At 67.2% G+C, this 18,615-nt stretch carries 18 protein-coding genes; 11 read left to right on the top strand and 7 right to left on the bottom strand.

The window, feature by feature from the left end:
• Positions 1–91 precede the first annotated feature (91 nt).
• Together E5162_RS11250 and E5162_RS11245 are read left to right on the top strand one after the other, a co-directional pair.
• Positions 92–904, top strand: coding sequence for a hypothetical protein (locus E5162_RS11250; protein WP_135945356.1), 813 nt, complete (start codon positions 92–94; stop codon positions 902–904).
• A gap of 74 nt (positions 905–978) precedes the next feature.
• Positions 979–1,173 carry a hypothetical protein gene (locus E5162_RS11245; protein WP_135945355.1) on the top strand — a complete coding sequence of 65 codons (195 nt, stop codon included), beginning with the start codon at positions 979–981 and terminating at the stop codon, positions 1,171–1,173.
• Here the strand turns inward: E5162_RS11245 and E5162_RS11240 are convergent.
• Positions 1,157–1,582 (bottom strand): DUF6691 family protein, encoded by a 426-nt coding sequence (locus E5162_RS11240; RefSeq protein ID WP_135945354.1) that lies wholly within the window; start codon positions 1,580–1,582, stop codon positions 1,157–1,159. The two genes, E5162_RS11245 and E5162_RS11240, sit on opposite strands and share 17 nt — an antisense overlap.
• An 11-nt stretch (positions 1,583–1,593) precedes the next feature.
• Positions 1,594–2,034, bottom strand: coding sequence for a YeeE/YedE family protein (locus E5162_RS11235; protein WP_135945353.1), 441 nt, complete (start codon positions 2,032–2,034; stop codon positions 1,594–1,596).
• A 135-nt stretch (positions 2,035–2,169) separates the two neighbouring features.
• Here E5162_RS11235 and E5162_RS11230 point away from each other — a divergent pair, with 135 nt between their 5' ends.
• Genes E5162_RS11230 through E5162_RS11215 form a run of 4 tightly spaced genes read left to right on the top strand, consistent with a single transcriptional unit; the run spans position 2,170 to position 7,015 of the window.
• Entirely contained in the window at positions 2,170–2,526 is a 357-nt protein-coding gene (locus tag E5162_RS11230) for an ArsR/SmtB family transcription factor (protein WP_135945352.1), read from the top strand.
• Positions 2,523–3,392, top strand: a complete 870-nt coding sequence (locus tag E5162_RS11225; protein WP_135945351.1) for an MBL fold metallo-hydrolase — start codon at positions 2,523–2,525, stop codon at positions 3,390–3,392. The genes E5162_RS11230 and E5162_RS11225 overlap by 4 nt, the downstream gene beginning before the upstream one ends.
• 31 nt (positions 3,393–3,423) lie before the next feature.
• Complete coding sequence (locus E5162_RS11220; RefSeq protein ID WP_135945350.1) at positions 3,424–5,166, top strand: bifunctional protein tyrosine phosphatase family protein/NAD(P)/FAD-dependent oxidoreductase; 1,743 nt, start codon at positions 3,424–3,426, stop codon at positions 5,164–5,166.
• Between the two features lie 40 nt (positions 5,167–5,206).
• The gene (locus E5162_RS11215) at positions 5,207–7,015 is read left to right on the top strand and encodes a SulP family inorganic anion transporter (protein ID WP_135945349.1); all 1,809 of its coding nucleotides are present in this window, start codon (positions 5,207–5,209) and stop codon (positions 7,013–7,015) included.
• Here E5162_RS11215 and E5162_RS11210 read toward each other — a convergent pair.
• Complete coding sequence (locus E5162_RS11210) at positions 7,012–7,497, bottom strand: prepilin peptidase (protein ID WP_135945348.1); 486 nt, start codon at positions 7,495–7,497, stop codon at positions 7,012–7,014. The two genes, E5162_RS11215 and E5162_RS11210, sit on opposite strands and share 4 nt — an antisense overlap.
• A 68-nt stretch (positions 7,498–7,565) precedes the next feature.
• On the bottom strand, positions 7,566–8,636 hold the full coding sequence (locus E5162_RS11205) for a questin oxidase family protein (protein ID WP_135945347.1): 1,071 nt from the start codon (positions 8,634–8,636) through the stop codon (positions 7,566–7,568).
• 120 nt (positions 8,637–8,756) lie between these two features.
• Between E5162_RS11205 and soxR the strand changes: the two genes are divergently transcribed.
• From soxR to E5162_RS11185, 4 genes are all read left to right on the top strand, one after another.
• Positions 8,757–9,251 carry a redox-sensitive transcriptional activator SoxR gene (gene soxR, locus E5162_RS11200; RefSeq protein ID WP_135945346.1) on the top strand — a complete coding sequence of 165 codons (495 nt, stop codon included), beginning with the start codon at positions 8,757–8,759 and terminating at the stop codon, positions 9,249–9,251.
• 124 nt (positions 9,252–9,375) lie between these two features.
• On the top strand, positions 9,376–10,176 hold the full coding sequence (locus E5162_RS11195; RefSeq protein WP_135945345.1) for an ImuA family protein: 801 nt from the start codon (positions 9,376–9,378) through the stop codon (positions 10,174–10,176).
• On the top strand, positions 10,097–11,635 hold the full coding sequence (locus E5162_RS11190) for a Y-family DNA polymerase (RefSeq protein WP_135945344.1): 1,539 nt from the start codon (positions 10,097–10,099) through the stop codon (positions 11,633–11,635). The genes E5162_RS11195 and E5162_RS11190 overlap by 80 nt, the downstream gene beginning before the upstream one ends.
• A 2-nt stretch (positions 11,636–11,637) precedes the next feature.
• Complete coding sequence (locus E5162_RS11185; RefSeq protein ID WP_135945343.1) at positions 11,638–14,910, top strand: error-prone DNA polymerase; 3,273 nt, start codon at positions 11,638–11,640, stop codon at positions 14,908–14,910.
• A gap of 214 nt (positions 14,911–15,124) precedes the next feature.
• On the opposite strand, the gene E5162_RS11180 is transcribed toward E5162_RS11185, so the two are convergent.
• Positions 15,125–16,585, bottom strand: a complete 1,461-nt coding sequence (locus tag E5162_RS11180; RefSeq protein WP_135945342.1) for an ABC transporter permease — start codon at positions 16,583–16,585, stop codon at positions 15,125–15,127.
• Positions 16,586–16,588: 3 nt separating this feature from the next.
• Positions 16,589–17,533: an ABC transporter ATP-binding protein gene (locus E5162_RS11175; protein WP_135945341.1), complete on the bottom strand. Its 945-nt coding sequence runs from the start codon at positions 17,531–17,533 to the stop codon at positions 16,589–16,591.
• Between the two features lie 108 nt (positions 17,534–17,641).
• Here E5162_RS11175 and E5162_RS11170 point away from each other — a divergent pair, with 108 nt between their 5' ends.
• Positions 17,642–18,067, top strand: coding sequence for a DUF1499 domain-containing protein (locus tag E5162_RS11170; protein ID WP_135945340.1), 426 nt, complete (start codon positions 17,642–17,644; stop codon positions 18,065–18,067).
• Here E5162_RS11170 and E5162_RS11165 read toward each other — a convergent pair.
• On the bottom strand, positions 18,043–18,540 hold the full coding sequence (locus tag E5162_RS11165; protein WP_135945339.1) for a DinB family protein: 498 nt from the start codon (positions 18,538–18,540) through the stop codon (positions 18,043–18,045). The genes E5162_RS11170 and E5162_RS11165 overlap by 25 nt on opposite strands.
• Between the last annotated feature and the right edge of the window lie 75 nt (positions 18,541–18,615).

Here is an 18,615-nt window from a genome sequence, read left to right as displayed (position 1 = left end):
TAACCTCGGCTACATGTTTTGAGCGCCAGATAGAACGCGTTAAGCTTTTGAGTGATTCTCGGGGCCGCCAGGACGGCGAAAGATTATCAGAATGCAACAGCTCAAGATGGACGGAATGACCGGGGCTTCGGCCGACGCAGGCTGGTCCCACATTCTTCAGGTCGATCTTCCCGATGTGCCCGGGCGCGAGCGTCTGGCCGACCATATAGACCAGTATATCGCGCTGTTCCTGCGCGAGTTCGATGCATTCCGTTCGGCTTTCACCCGTCTGGACGCAGGCCGTTTCGGGCTCGATGCCGGGAGTGCCGACTGGGATGCCCTGGCGCGGCTGCGCGATGAGCTGGCCACGCGCCTCTTTCCCGAGAGCGAGCACTGGCGCATCTTCATCACCGAGAACGAGGTCGAGGACGAGAGCGCGTACGAGCTGGCGCGGCCTTCGCCCGATTTCGATCTCGATTTTGCAGACGGCGAGGCCGGCGCGGTCGACGCGGATGGCGCAGGGCCGACCTCGAATGAGGAGGGGCTGGATATTGCCGGCGAGTTGTCCCGCTTCCGTGAGGATCTTGGGCAAATCGCGCAATCTCTGACCGGCCACGAGGCGTTGCGCGAAAGCGTCGACCGCTTCCGCGAAGAGATGTCTGAGATGTCTGAGATATTCGCCGAGCGCGTGACCAACGCGGCCGGTACGATCGATCATGCGGCTCAGCGCATCGAGGCGAGCGCGGCTCTGATGCCCGACCCTGATCGCCTCGAACTGGTGCTCACCCGCAACGAGGCCTCGGCGGCCATTCTCGAACGCGGTGTGCGCCAGTCGCTGACCCTGCTGCTGCAGGCGGTCGAGACGATGGCCGAGCGCGGGGCGCTCGACGACGAGCCGCAGCGCCGGATCGCATCCGGCGATTAAGTTCGCGCCAGCGCTTGTATTACACTTCTGTAATGTTAACCTCATCCCCGTGACGATGCCGGGGAGGGCGCGACATGCGATATCTGATCTGTCTGACAGCGGTGGGCCTGGTGGCGGGCGCGCTGGCGCTCTGTCCGCAGAGCTTTCGCGACCGGATGGCTGAGGAAGTCACGCCCAGGGCCGAGATCGTGGAGGAGGTCGAAGTGGCCGTTCGCAGTCTGATCGACCAGTTGCACAATACCGGACCGGACCTCACGCCTGCGCCCTAGCCTGTGGCCGCCAGCGCCAGGCGAGGATCGCCGCCAGCATCGCAGCCACGAAGATGAGCACCGGCAGGGGTGCGATCAGGCTGGCGGTCAGAGCCGGTCCCGGGCAGAGCCCGGCAATCCCCCAGCCGACCCCGAAAATCGCCGACCCGGCCAGAAGGCGCGAATCCACTTTCGTGATTTCAGGCAAGGAGAATTGCTCTTCAAATACCGGCCCCTGCCGGGGCAGCACCAGCCGGTAGCCGAGCGCCGTGACGGCGAGCGCGGAGGCCATGACCAGCGCGAGGCTGGGATCCCAGGCTCCGGCGATATCCAGAAAGTTCTGGACCTTCATCGGATTGGTCATGCCCGAGACGATCAGTCCCAGTCCGAAGATGAGGCCGCTGACGCCGGCTGCGAGCGTTTTCATCATATCGCATTCTCCTAGAAAACGTGGCGCAGAAGGAAGACGGTGACGATGCCTGTGGTCATGAAGCTGGCCGTCGCGACCATGGAGCGGACCGACAGGCGTGCCGTGCCGCAGACGCCGTGGCCGGACGTGCAGCCCGACCCGAGCTGGGTGCCGATGCCGACCAGCACACCGGCGAGAATGAGCAGCGGTGCCGATACGGGCATCGAAAAGTTCGGCCGTTCTGGGCTGAACAGCATGTAAATGAGCGGGGCGCCGATCAGTCCGGCAATGAAGGCCGCGCGCCAGGCGCGGTCGCCTGTGCCGCGTCCGAGCAGGCCGCCGGCAATGCCGGAAATGCCGGCGATCCGGCCGTTGAGCGCCATCAGCATGACGGCGGCCAGCCCGATCAGCGCGCCGCCGGCTATGGCGGCGACCGGCGTGAACGGTGTGGCGTGAACCGTGGTCTCGATCATGGGCGTGTCTCCGATCCGGGAGCGCAGCGAGGGGCTGCGACAACTCAACACTTTTCAATTATCGAAAATGATATATATAGAGGGTCATGGCAAGCCTCTTCTTGCAGGCTTGTGAGGACTGACGAGGACGCACGCATGAAAGACGGTCTTGATTTCAGCGAGGTTCGCGAGCGCGCCGCAGAGGTGGCGTCGCTCCTGAAGACGCTGTCACATCCCAATCGCCTGCTGATCGCCTGCGAGCTGATGGATGGCGAACGCTCGGTATCCGAGATCGAGGCGGCCACCGGGGCGGCCCAGCCCAACCTGTCGCGCGATCTTGCGCGGCTGCGCGAGCAGGGCCTGGTCACGGCACGCCGTCAGTCCAAGCAGGTCTTCTACAAGCTGAAGGATGCGCGCCTGGAGGCCCTCATGCACGCCATGTGCGACGCCTTCGGCCCGAAACCGGCAACACACGCGCCCCGAGCGGCGCAAACCCAGGGAGCAAAGCGATGACCCGCAAGCCCGACATCAAGATGTTCTTCGACGAGCCGACGAACACGTTCTCCTATGTCGTTTCCGATCCGGAAACCAGCAAGGCGGCGATCGTCGACTCGGTTCTCAACTACGATCCCAAATCCGGGCGTACCTCCAAGCACAGCGCCGACGAGATCATCGCCTATCTCAAGGACCAGGGCCTGACGGCCGACTGGATTCTGGAAACCCATGTCCACGCCGACCACCTGTCGGCGGCGCCGTATCTCAAGGAGAAGGTCGGTGGCAAACTCGCCATCGGCTCGAATATCAAGGTGGTCCAGGACGTGTTCGGCAAGGTGTTCAACGCCGGGACCGAGTTCAAGCGCGATGGCTCCCAGTTCGACGTGCTGTTCGAGGACGGCGAGACCTTCAAGGTCGGCAATATCGAGGCGCGCGCGATTCACACGCCCGGCCACACGCCGGCCTGCATGACCTATGTCATCGGCGATGCCGGGTTTGTCGGCGATACGCTGTTCATGCCGGACTACGGCACGGCGCGGTGCGATTTTCCGGGCGGGGATGCGCGCACGCTCTACCGCTCGATCCAGAAGATTTTTGCCCTGCCCGACGAGACCCGGCTGTTCATGTGCCACGACTACAAGGCACCGGGACGCGACAGCTATGCCTGGCAGACCACTGTCGGCGAAGAGAAGACCGGCAATATCCACGTCCATGAAGGGGTCAGCGAGGACGAATTCGTCCAGATGCGCACCGCCCGCGATGCGACGCTGGAGATGCCCGTCCTCATCCTGCCCTCGGTGCAGGTCAACATGCGGGCCGGCGAGACGCCTCCGGCCGAGGATAACGGGGTTCGCTACCTGAAAATCCCGCTCGACGCGCTCTAGGGCGAAGCGGGCCGGAGGGGAGGAGACCAATATGGACCTGAAACAGATTTCGCCATTCTTCGCGGCCAGCCCGCAGCTTTCCGTGGCCGAAATCGGCATGGCGGCCAGCCAGGGCTACAAGGCCATCATCAATAACAGGCCGGACGCGGAGGAGGACGGCCAGCCCTCCTCGGCCGAGATCGAGGCGGCAGCCCGCGCGCAGGGGCTCGACTACCGCTATATTCCCGTCATCGGGGGGCAGATCGGCGAGGCGGATGTCGAGGCCATGACCGCCGCGCTGTCCGATCTCAACGGTCCGGTCCTGGCCTATTGCCGGACCGGGACGCGTTCGGTGACGCTCTGGGCTCTGAGCGAGGCTCGCCACATCGATGCCGATGCGCTGATCCGGACCGCTGCCGAAGCCGGGTACGACATCTCCAGCCAGCGGTCCCGCCTGGCGGCGCGCCTGCGCCAGCCGGCGCATGCACAGGAGGACCGCCCACGGCCTGTAGAACCGGGAGCGCGTTACGACGTCGTCGTGATTGGCGGGGGCGCGGGCGGCATTGCCAGCGCCGCGAGCATCCTGAAGCGCCGGCCGCAAACCCGCATCGCCCTGATCGAGCCGCGCGACGAGCACTATTACCAGCCCGGCTGGACGCTGGTCGGCGGCGGAGTTTTCCGGCGCCGGGAGACGGTGCGCGCGATGGCCGGGCTCATCCCCAAGGGGGTCAAATGGATCCGCGCCGCAGCGGCCAGTTTCGAGCCGGACCGCCAGGCCGTGGTGCTGGAAGACGGCACCCGGCTTGCCTATTCGGTGCTGGTTGCCGCGCCGGGGCTGAAGCTGGACTGGGATCAGGTCGACGGCCTGCGCGCCACACTCGGCAAGAACGGGGTGACGTCGAACTACCGGTTCGATCTGGCGCCGTATACCTGGGAGCTGGTGCGCAATCTGAGATCGGGCACAGCGCTGTTCACCCAACCGCCCATGCCGATCAAATGCGCCGGCGCGCCGCAAAAAGCAATGTACCTGGCCTGCGATGCCTGGAAGCGGGCCGGGGCGCTGGACAAAATTCAGGTCGAGTTCCGCAACGCGGGCGGTACCCTGTTCGGCGTCGGCGCGTACGTGCCGGCCCTGATGGACTACGTGAAGGATTACGCGATCGACCTGGAGCTCAACTCCAATCTCGTTGCGATCGACGGGCCGAAACGGACTGCAACGTTCAAGATCATGTCCGGCGAGCGCGAAGGCGAGCTGGTCGAGCGCAGATTCGACATGATCCATGTCTGCCCGCCCCAGACCGCACCAGATTTCGTCAAGGCCTCTCCGCTCGCCAATGAGGCAGGCTGGATCGAGGTCTCCGCGGAAACCCTGCAGCACGTGCGCTACGGCAATGTCTTTGCGCTGGGCGATGCCTGTTCGGCGCCCAATGCCAAGACCGCCGCGGCGGTACGGGCGCAGGCCCCGGTCGTTGCGGAGAATGTGATTTCCGTGCTGGACGGCCGCACGCCGCGCCGGATCTATAACGGCTATGGCTCGTGTCCGCTGACCGTGGAGCGCGGCAAGATCGTGCTGGCCGAGTTCGGCTATGGCGGCAAGCTGCTGCCGACCTTCCCCTCCTGGCTGGTGGACGGCACGAAACCGAGCCGGCTGGCCTGGTTCCTGAAGGAAAAGATGCTGCCGGCCATTTATTTCGGGGCGATGCTGAAAGGCCGCGAATGGCTGGTGACGCCCGAGCGTCTTGCTCACACTCCCTCCGGTTACGAAGCGCAGGATGCGCTGCCGCCGCGATCGTGATGCCGCCGCGGAAGACTTCCGAGAAAGGTCCGTCCTGCCGATGAAACTTGCCCGCTACCTCCCGATCCTGGACTGGGGCCGCAGCTACGACGCCCGGGCATTCTCCAATGATGCACTGGCCGCATTGATTGTGACGATCATGCTGATCCCGCAATCGCTGGCCTATGCGATGCTGGCGGGCCTGCCGCCCCAGGCCGGGCTCTATGCCTCGATCGCGCCTCTGGTGCTGTACGCCGTGTTCGGCACGAGCCGCGCGCTTGCGGTTGGCCCGGTTGCCGTCGTCTCATTGCTGACGGCCGCCTCGGTCGGCCGGATCGCGGAGGCCGGCAGTCTGGACTATGTCACGGCAGCGCTGACGCTGGCCTTCCTTTCGGGAGTCATGTTGCTGACGCTGGGCCTGTTCCGGCTGGGTTTCCTGGCCAATTTCCTGTCCCATCCGGTCATTTCCGGTTTCATCACGGCCACCGGCCTGCTGATTGCGGCGGGACAGGTGCGCCATGTGATCGGCATCGAGGGCGGGGGTCATACGCTGATCGAGATCGGGCGGGGCTTCGTGGAGAACGCAGGCAATGTAGAGCCCTACACACTGGTCATCGGCGTGTCGGCGCTGGGCTTCCTGTTCTGGAGCCGCAAAGGGCTGGCGCCCCTCCTGCGCGCCGTCGGGATGAAGCCGGGTGTGGCTGCGATGGTCAGCCGGGCCGGGCCCATCCTGGCTGTCGCGGTGTCGATCGTGGCGGTCGAGGTCTTCAATCTCGGCGCACTCGGCGTGGCGCTGGTCGGTGAAGTTCCCGCCGGGCTGCCGCCCTTCACCGTACCGAGCCTGAATGGCGAGCTCGTCGGGGCGCTCCTGTCCTCGGCGGCGCTGATCTCCATCATCGGTTTTGTCGAGTCGGTCTCGGTCGCCCAGACGCTGGCGGCCAAGAAGCGCCAGCGCATCGATCCCGATCAGGAGCTGGTGGGCCTCGGCGCGGCCAATATCGCGGCGGCGTTTTCCGGCGGCTACCCCGTCACGGGCGGATTTGCGCGCTCGGTAGTCAATTTCGACGCCGGGGCGCAGACGCCGGCTGCCGGAGCGTTCACCGCGGTCGGCATCGCCATCGCCGCGCTTGTCTTCACTCCGCTTCTGGCGAGCCTTCCCAATGCGGTGCTGGCGGCGACCATCATCGTTGCCGTAGTCTCGCTGATCGATCTTGGCGCGCTCCGGCGGGCCTACGCCTATTCACTGGGCGATTTCGCGGCGATGAGCGCGACCATCGCGCTGACGCTGCTGTTGGGCGTGGAGGCCGGGGTGGCGGCCGGGGTGCTGATTTCGCTTGGCCTCTTCCTCTACCGGACCAGCAAGCCGCATTCGGCGCTGGTCGGTCAGGTGCCGGGCACGCAGCATTTCCGCAATGTGGACCGCCATGACGTCATCACCGCCCCGGACGTTGCGACGCTGCGGGTCGACGAAAGCCTGTACTTTGCCAATGCGCGCTATCTGGAAGACCGGGTGCTGGCGATCCTCGCCGCGCAGCCGGGGCTTCGCCATCTGATCCTGATGTGCCCGGCGGTGAACGAGATCGACTTCAGTGCGCTGGAAAGCCTGGAATCGCTGAACCGGCGCCTGAAGGATGGCGGTGTCACGCTGCACCTGTCCGAGGTGAAGGGCCCCGTCATGGACCGGCTGAAGCGAAGCCATTTCCTCGACGATCTGACGGGTGAGGTCTTTCTCAGCCAGTACGATGCGTTCCGCGCGCTGGCGCCGGAGACCGCGCAGCGCGCGCTGGACGCCCGGCGGCCCGATATCTGCCCGAATGCGGAATCGGCCGGGCTCGACCGGCACCAGACAACGCCGGGGCCCGGGGCCTAGAGGTAGAGCGGGAAGCCCGGCGAGGCGATCTGCACGATCCAGACCAGAGCAATGGCGAAGGCGAGAAACGGGCCGAACGCCATCAGCGTGCGAGCCGAGACCTCCTGGCCGGCGAGGCGCAGCGCGAAGACGCAGCAGAGCGCGGTGACGCTTGCCAGCAGGACGATGAGCGGCAGGGCCGCGACCGAGCACCAGGCCCCGCCCGCCGCCAGCAGTTTCGCATCGCCCCGGCCTAGCCCGTCACGGTCGCGAAGCTGGCGGTAGGCCAGCTCGATCCCGACAAAGACCAGATAGCCCAGCGCCGCCCCGGACAGGTGCAGCCAGATATTGCGGTCCAGCCAGAGCGCCGCCGCCAGTCCGGCCGCGATCAGAGGCAGGGTCAGGATATCCGGCAGGCGGTAGGTGCGCGCATCGATCCAGGCCAGGACGGCGAGGGCCGGCAGGAGCACCAGGCTGGACACGATGAGGGCGGGCGCGATCATGCGCTCGTCTTAGCGTGCCCGGCGCGCGATGTCCGCCGTCTTGGGCGATGCGCTGCACCTTCGCCCGGTCAGGCCGAAACCGCCTCTATCGCGCGCACGCTCGCCTCGATCGCGGTGCGGTTGCCGGTACGCAGATAGGCGCCCAACGCTGCCTCGGTGAGCTTGACGGCATGGTCGTCGCGCGTCGCCTCGGCGCGGCGGGAAAGATGCTGGGCACTGTCGTCGGGCATGGCGGTGCGCGCCGGCAGCGCCTCTGGCAGGGTCTTGGGCAGGAAGGCGGCTTTCAGAGCGCAGCCCGCGCCGAACGCCCCGGCCAGAAGCGCGCGTCCGGTGCGCTCGCCGGTGACCGCCATCATCTCGCGCGCGGCGCTTGCCCCGGTCACGGCGTGGGTGAAGACGACCATGGAATAGGGTGTGCTGATAGTCTCGACGAACAGGTCCAGAAAGACCTCGATCAGCGCCTCGGCCCGTAGTGCCGGATCGCCGGAGAGGTCTGCGCCGGCGATGTGGGCTGCGAACCCGTCGAGCCCGGCAATCTGCAACAGCCCTGCGCTGATCGATCCGCTCTGCGGACGATGGCGCGCCTCCACCAGGGGCAGGGTTTCGAGCACATCGCGCAATGGTCTTGAACCGGCCCGCAGCCCGGATGCGGGCTGGCGTCCCGGCAAGGTGCGGTACATGGCCGCCCAGGCCGCGAGCGCGTGGGCCAACTCGGTCCGGCGCGACAGGGTGTCGGCCCGGCGCAGCGCGCGCACGGCGTGACCGGTGCGGACCGGGCCATGGACCGCAGCGGTGATGTAGCCGGGAGCAAGCCGGCGGGCCCATCTGTCCAGGACCGGTATCCAGCCCTGTGTCTCGATCTCGTCTGCAAAATAGATGACCCAGTCGGCGAAGCGCGTGCGCTGTCCGAGCGCCGCGGCCAGATTGTCGGCCCGGATCGGTTCAACGGGCCCCATCACCGGCAGAAACCGGCTTTCCTCTTCCGCGATCCAGGCCGGGGCCCTGTATCCGAGCCCCAGGGCGTGAAGTGCTTCGATCACCATCGGCAGGTGATTGAAATTGCCGTTGTCCAGATTGGGGGCGCAGGTGTGGAGCCGATCCAGCAGGCTGTCATAGGCGGGGTGAGCAAGCGCGTTCATGAGCGGTCGTCCTTTGGTCCGTGTTGCAGGGCGCGTCGTGCGGTGTGTTGCTCACGCTAGTTTCTCAAGTTAACTTGAGGTCAAGCTCTTATTTTCGGTGTTTTCAAAAGGGGATCGCTCATGACCGGCCGAGCCACGCCTGAGAAAGGGTCTGACGCCTCGGGCGGGACCAAGCGGGCAAGCGATCTTTTGACGATTGGCGACATGGCCCGGCGAACCGGCCTGTCGGTTTCGGCGATCCGGTTCTACGAGGAGAAGGGGCTGGTCTTCCCGCACCGCAATGCCGGGGGGCAGCGCCGCTTCCTGCGCTCGGACGTGCGCCGGCTGTCCTTCATCGTGATCGCCCAGCAGCTTGGCCTGACGATTGGCGAGATTCAGGCGGTGCTGGCCCGCCTGCCCGAAGGACGCACGCCCAACCGGGCCGACTGGACGCAGATTTCCGCAGGGATCCGGACCCGGATCGATGACAAGATCGCCCAGCTGACGCGCACCCGCGAGCGGCTGGACGGGTGTATCGGATGCGGCTGCCTGTCGCTGAAGGCCTGCCAGCTTTACAACCCCGGCGACCGTGCGGCCCGGCAGGGAAGCGGCCCGAGACGCTTGCTGGCCGACTGAGTCCCGGTCCGCCGCCGACTCACCGGGTCGCTTGACTCCCGAAGGCGTGAGAACAAAGATAGAACATCTATCGGCCGCAGTCCGGGAAGACAGTCTCATGCGCCCTCGTGCCGACCGTCATTCCATGACGGATAAAGCCTCAAAACTGAAGACTTTGCGTCAGGAGATAGGCGCGCTGGAGGCCAGCGAGACCCGGTTTCGCACACCGACCCGGCTGGAGCTTCCGGCCCGCGCCGGACCGGTTAGCGAAGTGTGGGCCGATGAGGAGGGGCAGGACCCGCTGGCGTCCTTCCGTCAGCAGGCCGGCCTGCATGAAGTGCGCCCCGACACCTATCTGGACGGGCCGCTGGCCTTTGCCTTCGCGGCGCTGTGGCTTGCCGGACTGGACAGTGACCGGCCCGTTCTGTGGGTACATCAGGCAGGCAGCCGGCTCGATTTCGGCGGACCGTGCCCGGACGGGCTGATGGCCCGCGGGCTCGATCCCCGGCGGCTGGTCCGCGTGCGTCCGCGCGCCATGAGCGATGCGCTGTGGGCGATGGAGAACGGGCTGAAAGCCGGACTCCTGGTGCTGGGCGAGGCGGGCGGAGACCGGTGCGATCTGACGGCGACCAAGCGCCTGCACCAGGCGGCCAAGGCCCGCGCGACCAGCCTGATGCTGGTGCGCCCCCATGACGCGAGCGGGCCGAGTGCCGCTTTGACCCGCTGGCGCGTCGCCCCGCAAGCCAGCCGCGCGGCCGCCTATCGCGGCGCGGGCGGGTTGCCTGGCCCGGGCAGCCTGCGCCTGCGCGCCGTGCTGGAGCGACAGCGCGGCGGCGCCCCCGACCAGTTCGAACTTGAGTGGACTCATGACCCGTTTTGCCGCGCTCAGCCTGCCCCGGTGGCCGACCGACCGGCTGCGCCTGTCCCGCGCCGTCTTACCGGATAGCCTGGCGCGTCCGTGCGTCTTGACCCTGTCCGGCGCGGGCGGGGAGCGGCTGCATGCCCTGACCGCCCATGGCGAGGCGGCGGGTCTGACGCGCGGCATGGGTGTTGCCGATGCGCGCACGCTGGTGCCGGCCCTCAAGGCCCATCCGGCCGACCCGGAGGGCGACCGGGCCGCGCTGATGCGCCTGGCGCGCTGGTGCGGGCGGTTCTCGCCCTGGACGGCGGCCGATCCGGGCGAGCCGGGGCTGGACGGTGTCTTGCTGGACATTACCGGCTGCGCGCGGGTGTTTGGCGGAGAGGCGGCCTTGATGGACCGGCTGGTGGGCGAGGTGCGCGCCCTGGGCCTGGAGGCGCATGGGGCGGTAGCCCCGACGCTGGGGCTGGCTTGGGCGCTGGCGCGGTTTGCCGCCCCCGGCGATGCACGCGGCTGGGCCGGGGCGGACGGCCCGCGCGGCGTGCTGGACGCGCTGCCTGTGGAGGCGCTGAGACTGGGTGACATGGCCGCTACGCTGCGCCGTTTCGGCCTGAAGCGGGTCCGCGATCTGTTCGCCATTCCGCGCGCCGATCTTGCCCGCCGCTTCGGCACCGATCCGGTGCGCCGGCTCGACCAGGCGATGGGGGTGGAGCGCGAGGTGCTCGACCCGCTCCAGCCGCGCGCGGACCTGCGCGCGCGGGTCCGCTATGGCGACGGGCAGCAGACGCTGGACGCGGTCAAGGACGGGGCGGCACGCGCGATCGAGCGCCTGTGTGCCGAGCTGGAGCGCGAAGAGCTGGGCCTGACCCGTTTGCGCATGACGCTCTACCGTGTCGACGGTCAGGCGCGCGACCTGATCGTGGGCACGGCAAGGCCAAGCCGCGACGCGGCCCATCTGGTGCGTCTGCTCAACGAGCGCCTGGACCGGGCCGAGATCGATATCGGCTTTGGTATCGACCTGTTCGAGGCCGCCGCCAGCCTCGCCTCGCCGCTGACCGGCGGCCAGGGCGATTTTCATGGGGCGGGCGAGGCCGAGGCAGACATGATGCGCTTGGCCGATCAGCTGATGGCGCGCCTGGGCCGGGAGGCAGTGATGCGGGCCGAGGCCGGCGACAGCCATCTGCCCGAACGCGCCGGCCGGTTCGTGGCCATGGACGGCCAGGCGCCGGCCTGGCCGCGGCGGCGCGAAATCCGTCCGCTTCTGATCTTCGACCGACCCGAACCGGCCGAGGCCGTTGCGGAAATCCCCGACGGCCCGCCGCGCCAGTTCACCTGGCGCCGCATCCGTCACCGGATCGCGCGCGCCGAAGGGCCCGAACGCATTTCACCGGAATGGTGGCGCGCTGCGCCGGGAAGCGGGCCCGGGCGCACGCGCGATTATTTCCATGTCGAAACCGAGGACGGCCGGCGTTTCTGGCTCTATCGCGACGGGTTGTACGGGCGGGAAGCGGGCCAGCCGGCCTGGTTCGTTCACGGTGCGGGGTAGGCATGATGGAGTATGCCGAACTCGCTGCGGCGACGAATTTCACCTTTCTGCGCGGAGCCAGCCACCCTCACGAGATGGTCGAGGCGGCCAAAGCGCTGGGGCTGTCGGCCCTCGCCATTACCGACCGCAACACGCTGGCCGGCGTGGTGCGTGCGCATCTGGCTGCCCGGGAAGCCGGCATCAAGCTTCTGATCGGCGCGCGCCTGGTGACCGTGGAGGGGGTAGAGCTGATCTGCCTGCCGCGCAACAAGGACGCCTATGGTGCGCTGGCGCGGCTACTGACCGATGCCAATTTCCGCGCCGCAGACCAGGAGAGAGAGGGGCGGGTGACCCTGGCGGACGTGGCAGCCGCCGGGCCGGACCAGGTCCTGATCCTGATTCCGCCTGCCGCGCCCGAGCCGGACTGGCAGCGTGAGGTGAGCGCGTTCCTGAACCGGTGCGAAAGCCCGGTCGAATACGGGCTGGTGCGTCATTTCGACGGGCAGGACGGCGCGCGCCTGGCGCGCCAGACGCAAGAGGCCGCAGACTGGGGCCTGGTTCCCGTGGCGCTGGGCGATGTCCTGTTTCACGGCGCCGAGCGGCGAGAGATGGCCGATATCCTGACCTGTATCCGCGAGCATGAGCGCATCGATACGGCCGGACGCAAGCTGGCCGCCCATGCCGAGCGCCATCTTAAAAGTCCGCAGGAAATGGCGCGCCTGTTTGCAGGGTACGAAGCAGCCGTGGCGCGCAGCGCGGCGCTGGCGGCCCGGGTCGATTTCTCCCTCGACGAGCTGGTCTACGAATATCCCGAAGAAGTGATCGGGGAGGGCGAAACCCCGATGCAGACCCTGACGCGCCTAACTTGGGAGGGGGCACACCGGCGCTACCCGGCCGGGGTGCCGGACAAGGTGAGGACGGCGATTTCCTACGAGCTCGGGCTGATCGAGGAGCTCAACTATCCCTCCTACTTCCTGACCGTCCACGACCTGGTACGCTTTGCCCACTCGAAGGGGATTTTGTGCCAGGGGCGCGGATCGGCGGCCAATTCCTCGGTCTGCTTCGCGCTGGGCGTGACCGAGGTGGACCCGGCCACGATCGATCTGCTGTTCGAGCGGTTCGTTTCGGCCGAACGCAACGAACCGCCCGATATCGACGTCGATTTCGAACATCAGCGCCGCGAAGAAGTGATCCAGTACGTGTACGAGAAATACGGGCGCCGCCGGGCGGGAATGACGGCGGTGGTGTCCTGCTATCGTCCGCGCGGAGCAATCCGCGAGGTGGGCAAGGTGTTTGGCCTGACCGGCGACGTTCTGGCCGCGCTGTCCAAGGCGATCTGGGGGTGGAAGGACGGCCTGTGCGATAATGTCATCCGCGACGAGCTGGGCCTGGATCCGTCGAGCCCGGCGCTGGCGCGCACGCTGCACCATGCGCGCGAGCTTCTCAGCTTCCCGCGCCATCTTTCCCAGCATCCCGGCGGATTCGTGATGACGCTGGGCCGCCTCGACGAGATCGTGCCGGTGCGCAAGGCGGCGATGCCCGAACGCACGGCCATCGAGTGGGACAAGGAGGATATCGAGGCGCTGGGCCTGATGAAGGTCGATGTGCTGGGGCTGGGCATGCTGTCGTGCGTCTCACGCGCGCTGGCCATGCTGGAGGGCGAGTACGGGCGCAAGCTGGCCCTGGCCGACGTGCCGGGTGAGGACACGCGCGTCTACGACATGATCTGCAAGGCCGACACGATCGGCGTGTTCCAGATCGAAAGCCGGGCGCAGATGACCATGCTGCCCCGCTTGCGGCCGCGCACCTTCTACGATCTCGTCATCGAGGTCGCCATCGTGCGGCCCGGCCCGATCCAGGGCGACATGGTCCATCCCTATCTGCGCCGGCGCGCCGGCAAGGAGACGGTGGACTACCCGTCCGAAGCGCTGCGCCAGGTCCTGGAGAAGACGATGGGCGTGCCGCTGTTTCAGGAGCAGGCGATGAAGATCGCCATCGTGGCCGCCGGCTTCAGCCCGGCCGAGGCCGACCGGCTACGCCGCTCCATGGCCGCTTTCCGCAGGTCCGGCACGATTGCGGAAATGGGCGACCGCCTGATCCGGGGCATGGTGGCCAACGGCTATGAGCGCGATTTTGCCGAACGCTGCTTCAAACAGCTCGAAGGCTTTGGCGAATATGGCTTTCCCGAAAGCCATGCGGCGAGTTTCGCCCTGATCGTCTATGTCAGCTGCTGGCTGAAATTCCATTATCCCGACCTTTTCCTGGCCGCGATGCTGAACGCCCAACCGCTGGGCTTCTACGCGCCCGCCCAGCTGGTGCGCGATGCGCGCGAGCATGGCGTGATCGTGCGGCCGCCCGACATCAATCATTCCGGCTGGGACTGCACGCTGGAAGCGCCGGAGCCGGGCGAGCGGACCCGCCTTACCCCGGAAGGGGGCGGCGCAAGGGCGGTGCGTCTGGGCCTGCGCCAGATCAAGGGCCTGTCCGAAGTGACCGCCGCCCGCCTGGTGGCCGCGCGCGAACAGGGCGGGGCGTTCTGCAGCATGGACGACATGGTGCGCCGCGCCCGGCTGTCCCGGGGCGAGGCCGACCGGCTGGCGCGCGGGGATGCACTGCGCTCGCTGTCGCTGGACCGCCGGGCCGGCGGCTGGCAGGCCCTGGCGGTCTCCGGCCCGGACCTGCCGCTCTTCGCCGAAACGGGCGAGGGGCATTCGCCCGCCTTCGCGGTTCAGAACGCGCACGGATTCTGCCTGCCGCAGATGAGCGCGGCCGAGCATGTGGCGGCCGACTATGCCGCGCTCAGCCTGTCGCTGAAGGCCCATCCTGTCAGCTTCCTGCGCGAGGATCTGCACGCGCGCGGCTACCGGACGTGCGCTGATCTGAAGCGGGTGCGCAACGGGGCGCGGCTGGGCCTGTCGGGGCTGGTGCTGATCCGCCAGCGGCCCGGCACGGCGAGCGGTGTGATCTTCATCACGCTGGAAGACGAGACGGGTGTGGCCAATCTGGTGGTCTGGCCTTCGGTCTTTCATCGCTTCCGGCGCGTGGTGATCGGAGCGAAGATGATCGGCGTGACTGGCCGGGTGCAGCGCGAGGGCGAGGTGATTCATCTGATCGCCGAGCAGTTGATCGACCAGACCGGCTGGCTGTCACGTCTGACCGACGACCCGTTCGAGGGCACCCTCGCGCGGGCCGACGAGGTGAGCCGGTCAAGCGCGGACGCCCGCATGAAGCCGCGCCGGCACGGCGCGCTGGCGCCGGCTGGCCCGGCCCTGCCCAAAAGCCGGGATTTTCATTGAGATGCCTTGCCGCAGGAGCAGCCTGCAGCTGGTCAAGTGCCGTGAGAGTCGAAACCGCCGAGGACGCGACTCCTACTACTACCACGACTCTCATTCTGCCCGAGGACGGCCGGGAAGGATGCAATTGAGAAAGAGCCGGCGCGCAGTGTGGGGCCTCAGGCGCGGGCGGGGATTAAGCGCGGCGGAATGCGAGCGCTGCGGCCGTCACGCCGCGTCACCCCGTCTTGCCCAGCCGGAACCAGCGCTTGACGGAATCCACATTGGCCTGGCTCAGCGCGCCTTGCCGGAAGACGGCCGTGGCCCCCCACAGAACGCCGACCATGGTGGCCAGCATGAGCAGGGTCGTGCCCGCGATCTCCCACAACGGAGGCTCGGTCGGCAGGCGCGCCATCATCAGGAAGGGAGTCCACAAGGGCACCCAGCTGGCCATCGCGACAAAGGCCGAATCCATCGATTGCATGGCAAAGGACAGGATGATCAATGGCGCCATCAGGACCAGGATGATCGGGCTCATCAGGCTTTGCGCGTCCTGCAACGTCTCGCACAGCGAGCCGAGCGCCAGGAAGATCGCGCCGAACATCAGATAGCCCACGATGAAGTAGCACAGGGCCGCGGCGAACAGGCCGGGCTTCACGATACCGCTCAAGAGCTCGGCCATTTCCGGATCGAACGAGGCGAGCGCAGTGCCGCCGGCCGTCGCCACGACGGAGCCGACCACGCCCCAGACCGCGAACAGGGTGAAGCTGACGCACGCGACGCCGGCCAGCTTGCCGATCAGGATTTCATGAAAGCGCGCGGTGGAGAGCAGCACCTCGATGATCTTGCCGCCCTTCTCCTCGATCAGGCTGGTCAGCAGCATGTTGGCGACCGAGAAGACCGAGGCCCACAGGATGAAGGCCAGTGCGATGGACAGGACGAAGGGCACCCGGTCGGCGCCCGTCACTTCACGTTCGCCTCCGGCCTCCACGCTGGGATCGACGCTGCGCATTTCGGGCTGGAGTTGGTCGAGCGCGGCGATGCGCGCCTCGCTCAGCCCTTCCGATCGCAGAAGCTCTTCCTGAAGCTCGTCTTCGAGCACCCGGCGGGCATCCTGGGCAATGGCATTGTCGGTCAGATTGGTCGAATACCAGGTCAGGGAGAGCGGGGTCTCCGAGCCGCGCCGGATCACAAGCGCCCCGAAGAGCGGCCGTTCACCCTCCGGCGTCGACACGGTGCGCTCGCCGGTGAGCCAGGGACGCAGCGCCTCGGGCGTTGCCGCCGGAGGTTCGACGCGCATCCGGTTACCCGATCCGGCCGCGAGCCCGGCTGGAGCCGCCTCCATGCCGAGCGCCTCAAATCCCGCATCCAGCCCGGCCTCGGGCGTCGCGGCCTCGTCGAAGCGCTCCAGCGCCTGCGTTCGCGCCGCCTCCGGCCGGGTCATGGCCATGGCTTCCAGCGCGGCACGGGCGCGTTCGCGGCGTTCGCGCTCGACGCCCGCCTGAACCAGGGCGTCATAGCCCTCGCCCGTCTCGTCGATCACGACGTAGTAACGGGTCGGCTGGGAGGATTCCACGAGGACGGGGATCGCCGCGCCGACCACCAGGAAAACCGGAACCGACAGCAAGGACAGCCAGAAGCCCCAGGTGGCCACATAGGACAGGTATTCGCGCCGGGCGATGAGATAGATGGCTCGCATGGTTCAGGCCCTTTCGGCGAGGGTGTCGGCCGGGTCGGAGACCAGCTGGACAAAGGCGTCGTGCAGGTGCGGGCGCAGCGGTTCGAACCGGCTGAGGGCGATGCCCGCATCGACGCAGGCCTTCAACAAATCCTGCGGCGTGGACTTGCCATTGAGCACGACGCGCCAGATGGCCATGCCCTCGCTGTCCGTGCCTGCGCGCGACACAGCGCCGAACGGGGACAGGAGCGCGGTCAGCTCCTGACCGGGATCGACGCCGAGATCGACCTGGCGCGGCACCACGGCCAAGGCCTCCTCGACGCGGCCATCGAACACCTTCTCGCCGCGCGCCATCAGCACGATCCGGTCGCACAGACGCTCGGCGTGCTGCATGACATGGGTGGAGAACAGGATGGTCGCGCCGGCGTCGGCCTGCTCGCGGATCATCGCTTCGAGCACGCCCTGATTGACCGGGTCCAGGCCGGAGAAGGGCTCGTCAAGGATGATGAAATCGGGCTGGTGGACGATGGCCGAGAGGATCTGGACCTTCTGGGCCATGCCCTTCGACAACTCCTTGATCTTCTTGTCGGCGGCATCGCCGAGCGAGAAGCGCTCGAGAAGTTCCAGCGCGCGCGTCCGGGCCTGGCGGGCGGGCATGCCCTTCAGGCGGCCGAACAGCGTGATGATCTGCCGGGCCGTCATCTTGCGGTAGACGCCGCGTTCTTCGGGCAGGAAGCCGACCCGGTCGAAGGCGCGCGCGGTCGGTTCGGCGCCGAACAGGCGCACCGAGCCGCTGTCCGGCGCGATGATGCCCAGCGCCATGCGCAGCGTCGTCGTCTTGCCGGCTCCGTTCGGTCCGAGAAAACCTGTAATCTCGCCGGTCCGGGCGCCGAACGACACCGACTTGACGGCCGGCTTGGTCCCGAACGTCTTGCTCACCGATCGAACTTCGAGCGCAAATTCGCTCATGCCCACTCCCACCCTTGTCACTTTTGCGTCAGTCTTAGGCGGTTCGCGCCCTCAGGGCCACAGGCGATTCCGCCCTGCCACGTGCCCCGCAACCCATCTGGAGCCTTCATGACCGACCGCCCCTTTCCGCTGGATTTCTCGAGTTTCACCCCCGATCCGAAACCGCGCACCTGGCTTGTCCTGCCTTCGGATTTCGAGGCCGACGCCGAGCCGGACGAGACCAGCTCCTGGTTCGAGGCCGATCCGCAAACGGTGCTGGAGGCTTTCATCGGCGCGGGCCTGGATGACAAGCGGACCCAGCTCGTGCGCCGTGACGGGTTGCAGGCCGAGTTGATGCAGAAAAGCGCGATCTTCGGTTTTCGCGACTACATCACCGTGGAGGCGGTCTCAAGCGGCGCGGGAAGCCAGCTGGCCGTCTATTCGCGTGCCATGGTCGGCCACTGGGATATGAATGTGAACAAGAAGCGCGTTCGTGCCTGGCTCGACGAGACCGTGTCGCGGATCGGGGCTCAGGCGCTCGGTAGCGCGAAATAAAGCAGGTCGAGCGCCGGGGGTTCGGCGACGCCCAACTGGCGCAGCATGTTGGTGGCCTGCCCGCGATGATGGGTCTGGTGATTGAAAAGGTGGGCAAGAACCACGCTGCGCTGGAGCGTCTTGGGTTCGTCGCGCGTGGTGCGGTAGGCGAGGTCCTGCTCCAGCGCGGCCTCGTCCAGCCCGGATACGAAATCGATCAGCTGCCGGTCCTCGAGCTCGCGTGCCTCGCGCAGCGCCTCGAATTTCTCGTACAGCGTCTCATCCAGGCTTTGCGGCGGCACACCTTGTCCGGTCAGGCGGCTCAACCAGATCCGGTCGGCCACCAGAAGGTGATTCAGCGTGCCGTGCAGGCTCTTGAAATAGCCCTTGATGTCGCGCTTCCGCTCAAAATCGGTCAACGCCGTCGCCGCATCGTACAAGCGCGCATTGGCCCACGTGTTGTAGTTCGCAAATCGGACAAAATGGGCTTTCATCGACACCGGGAGTCCTTCCTGGAGATCAGCTTGCAGCGTTTCAACCTAGTCACGCCGGGCCACGGGGCAACTGCG

It is taken from the genome of Marinicauda pacifica, assembly GCF_004793635.1.
Classification (GTDB): Bacteria; Pseudomonadota; Alphaproteobacteria; order Caulobacterales; family Maricaulaceae; genus Marinicauda; species Marinicauda pacifica.
Note: the sequence above shows the minus strand (reverse complement) of the source record. Positions and strands in the feature narration are given on the sequence as shown.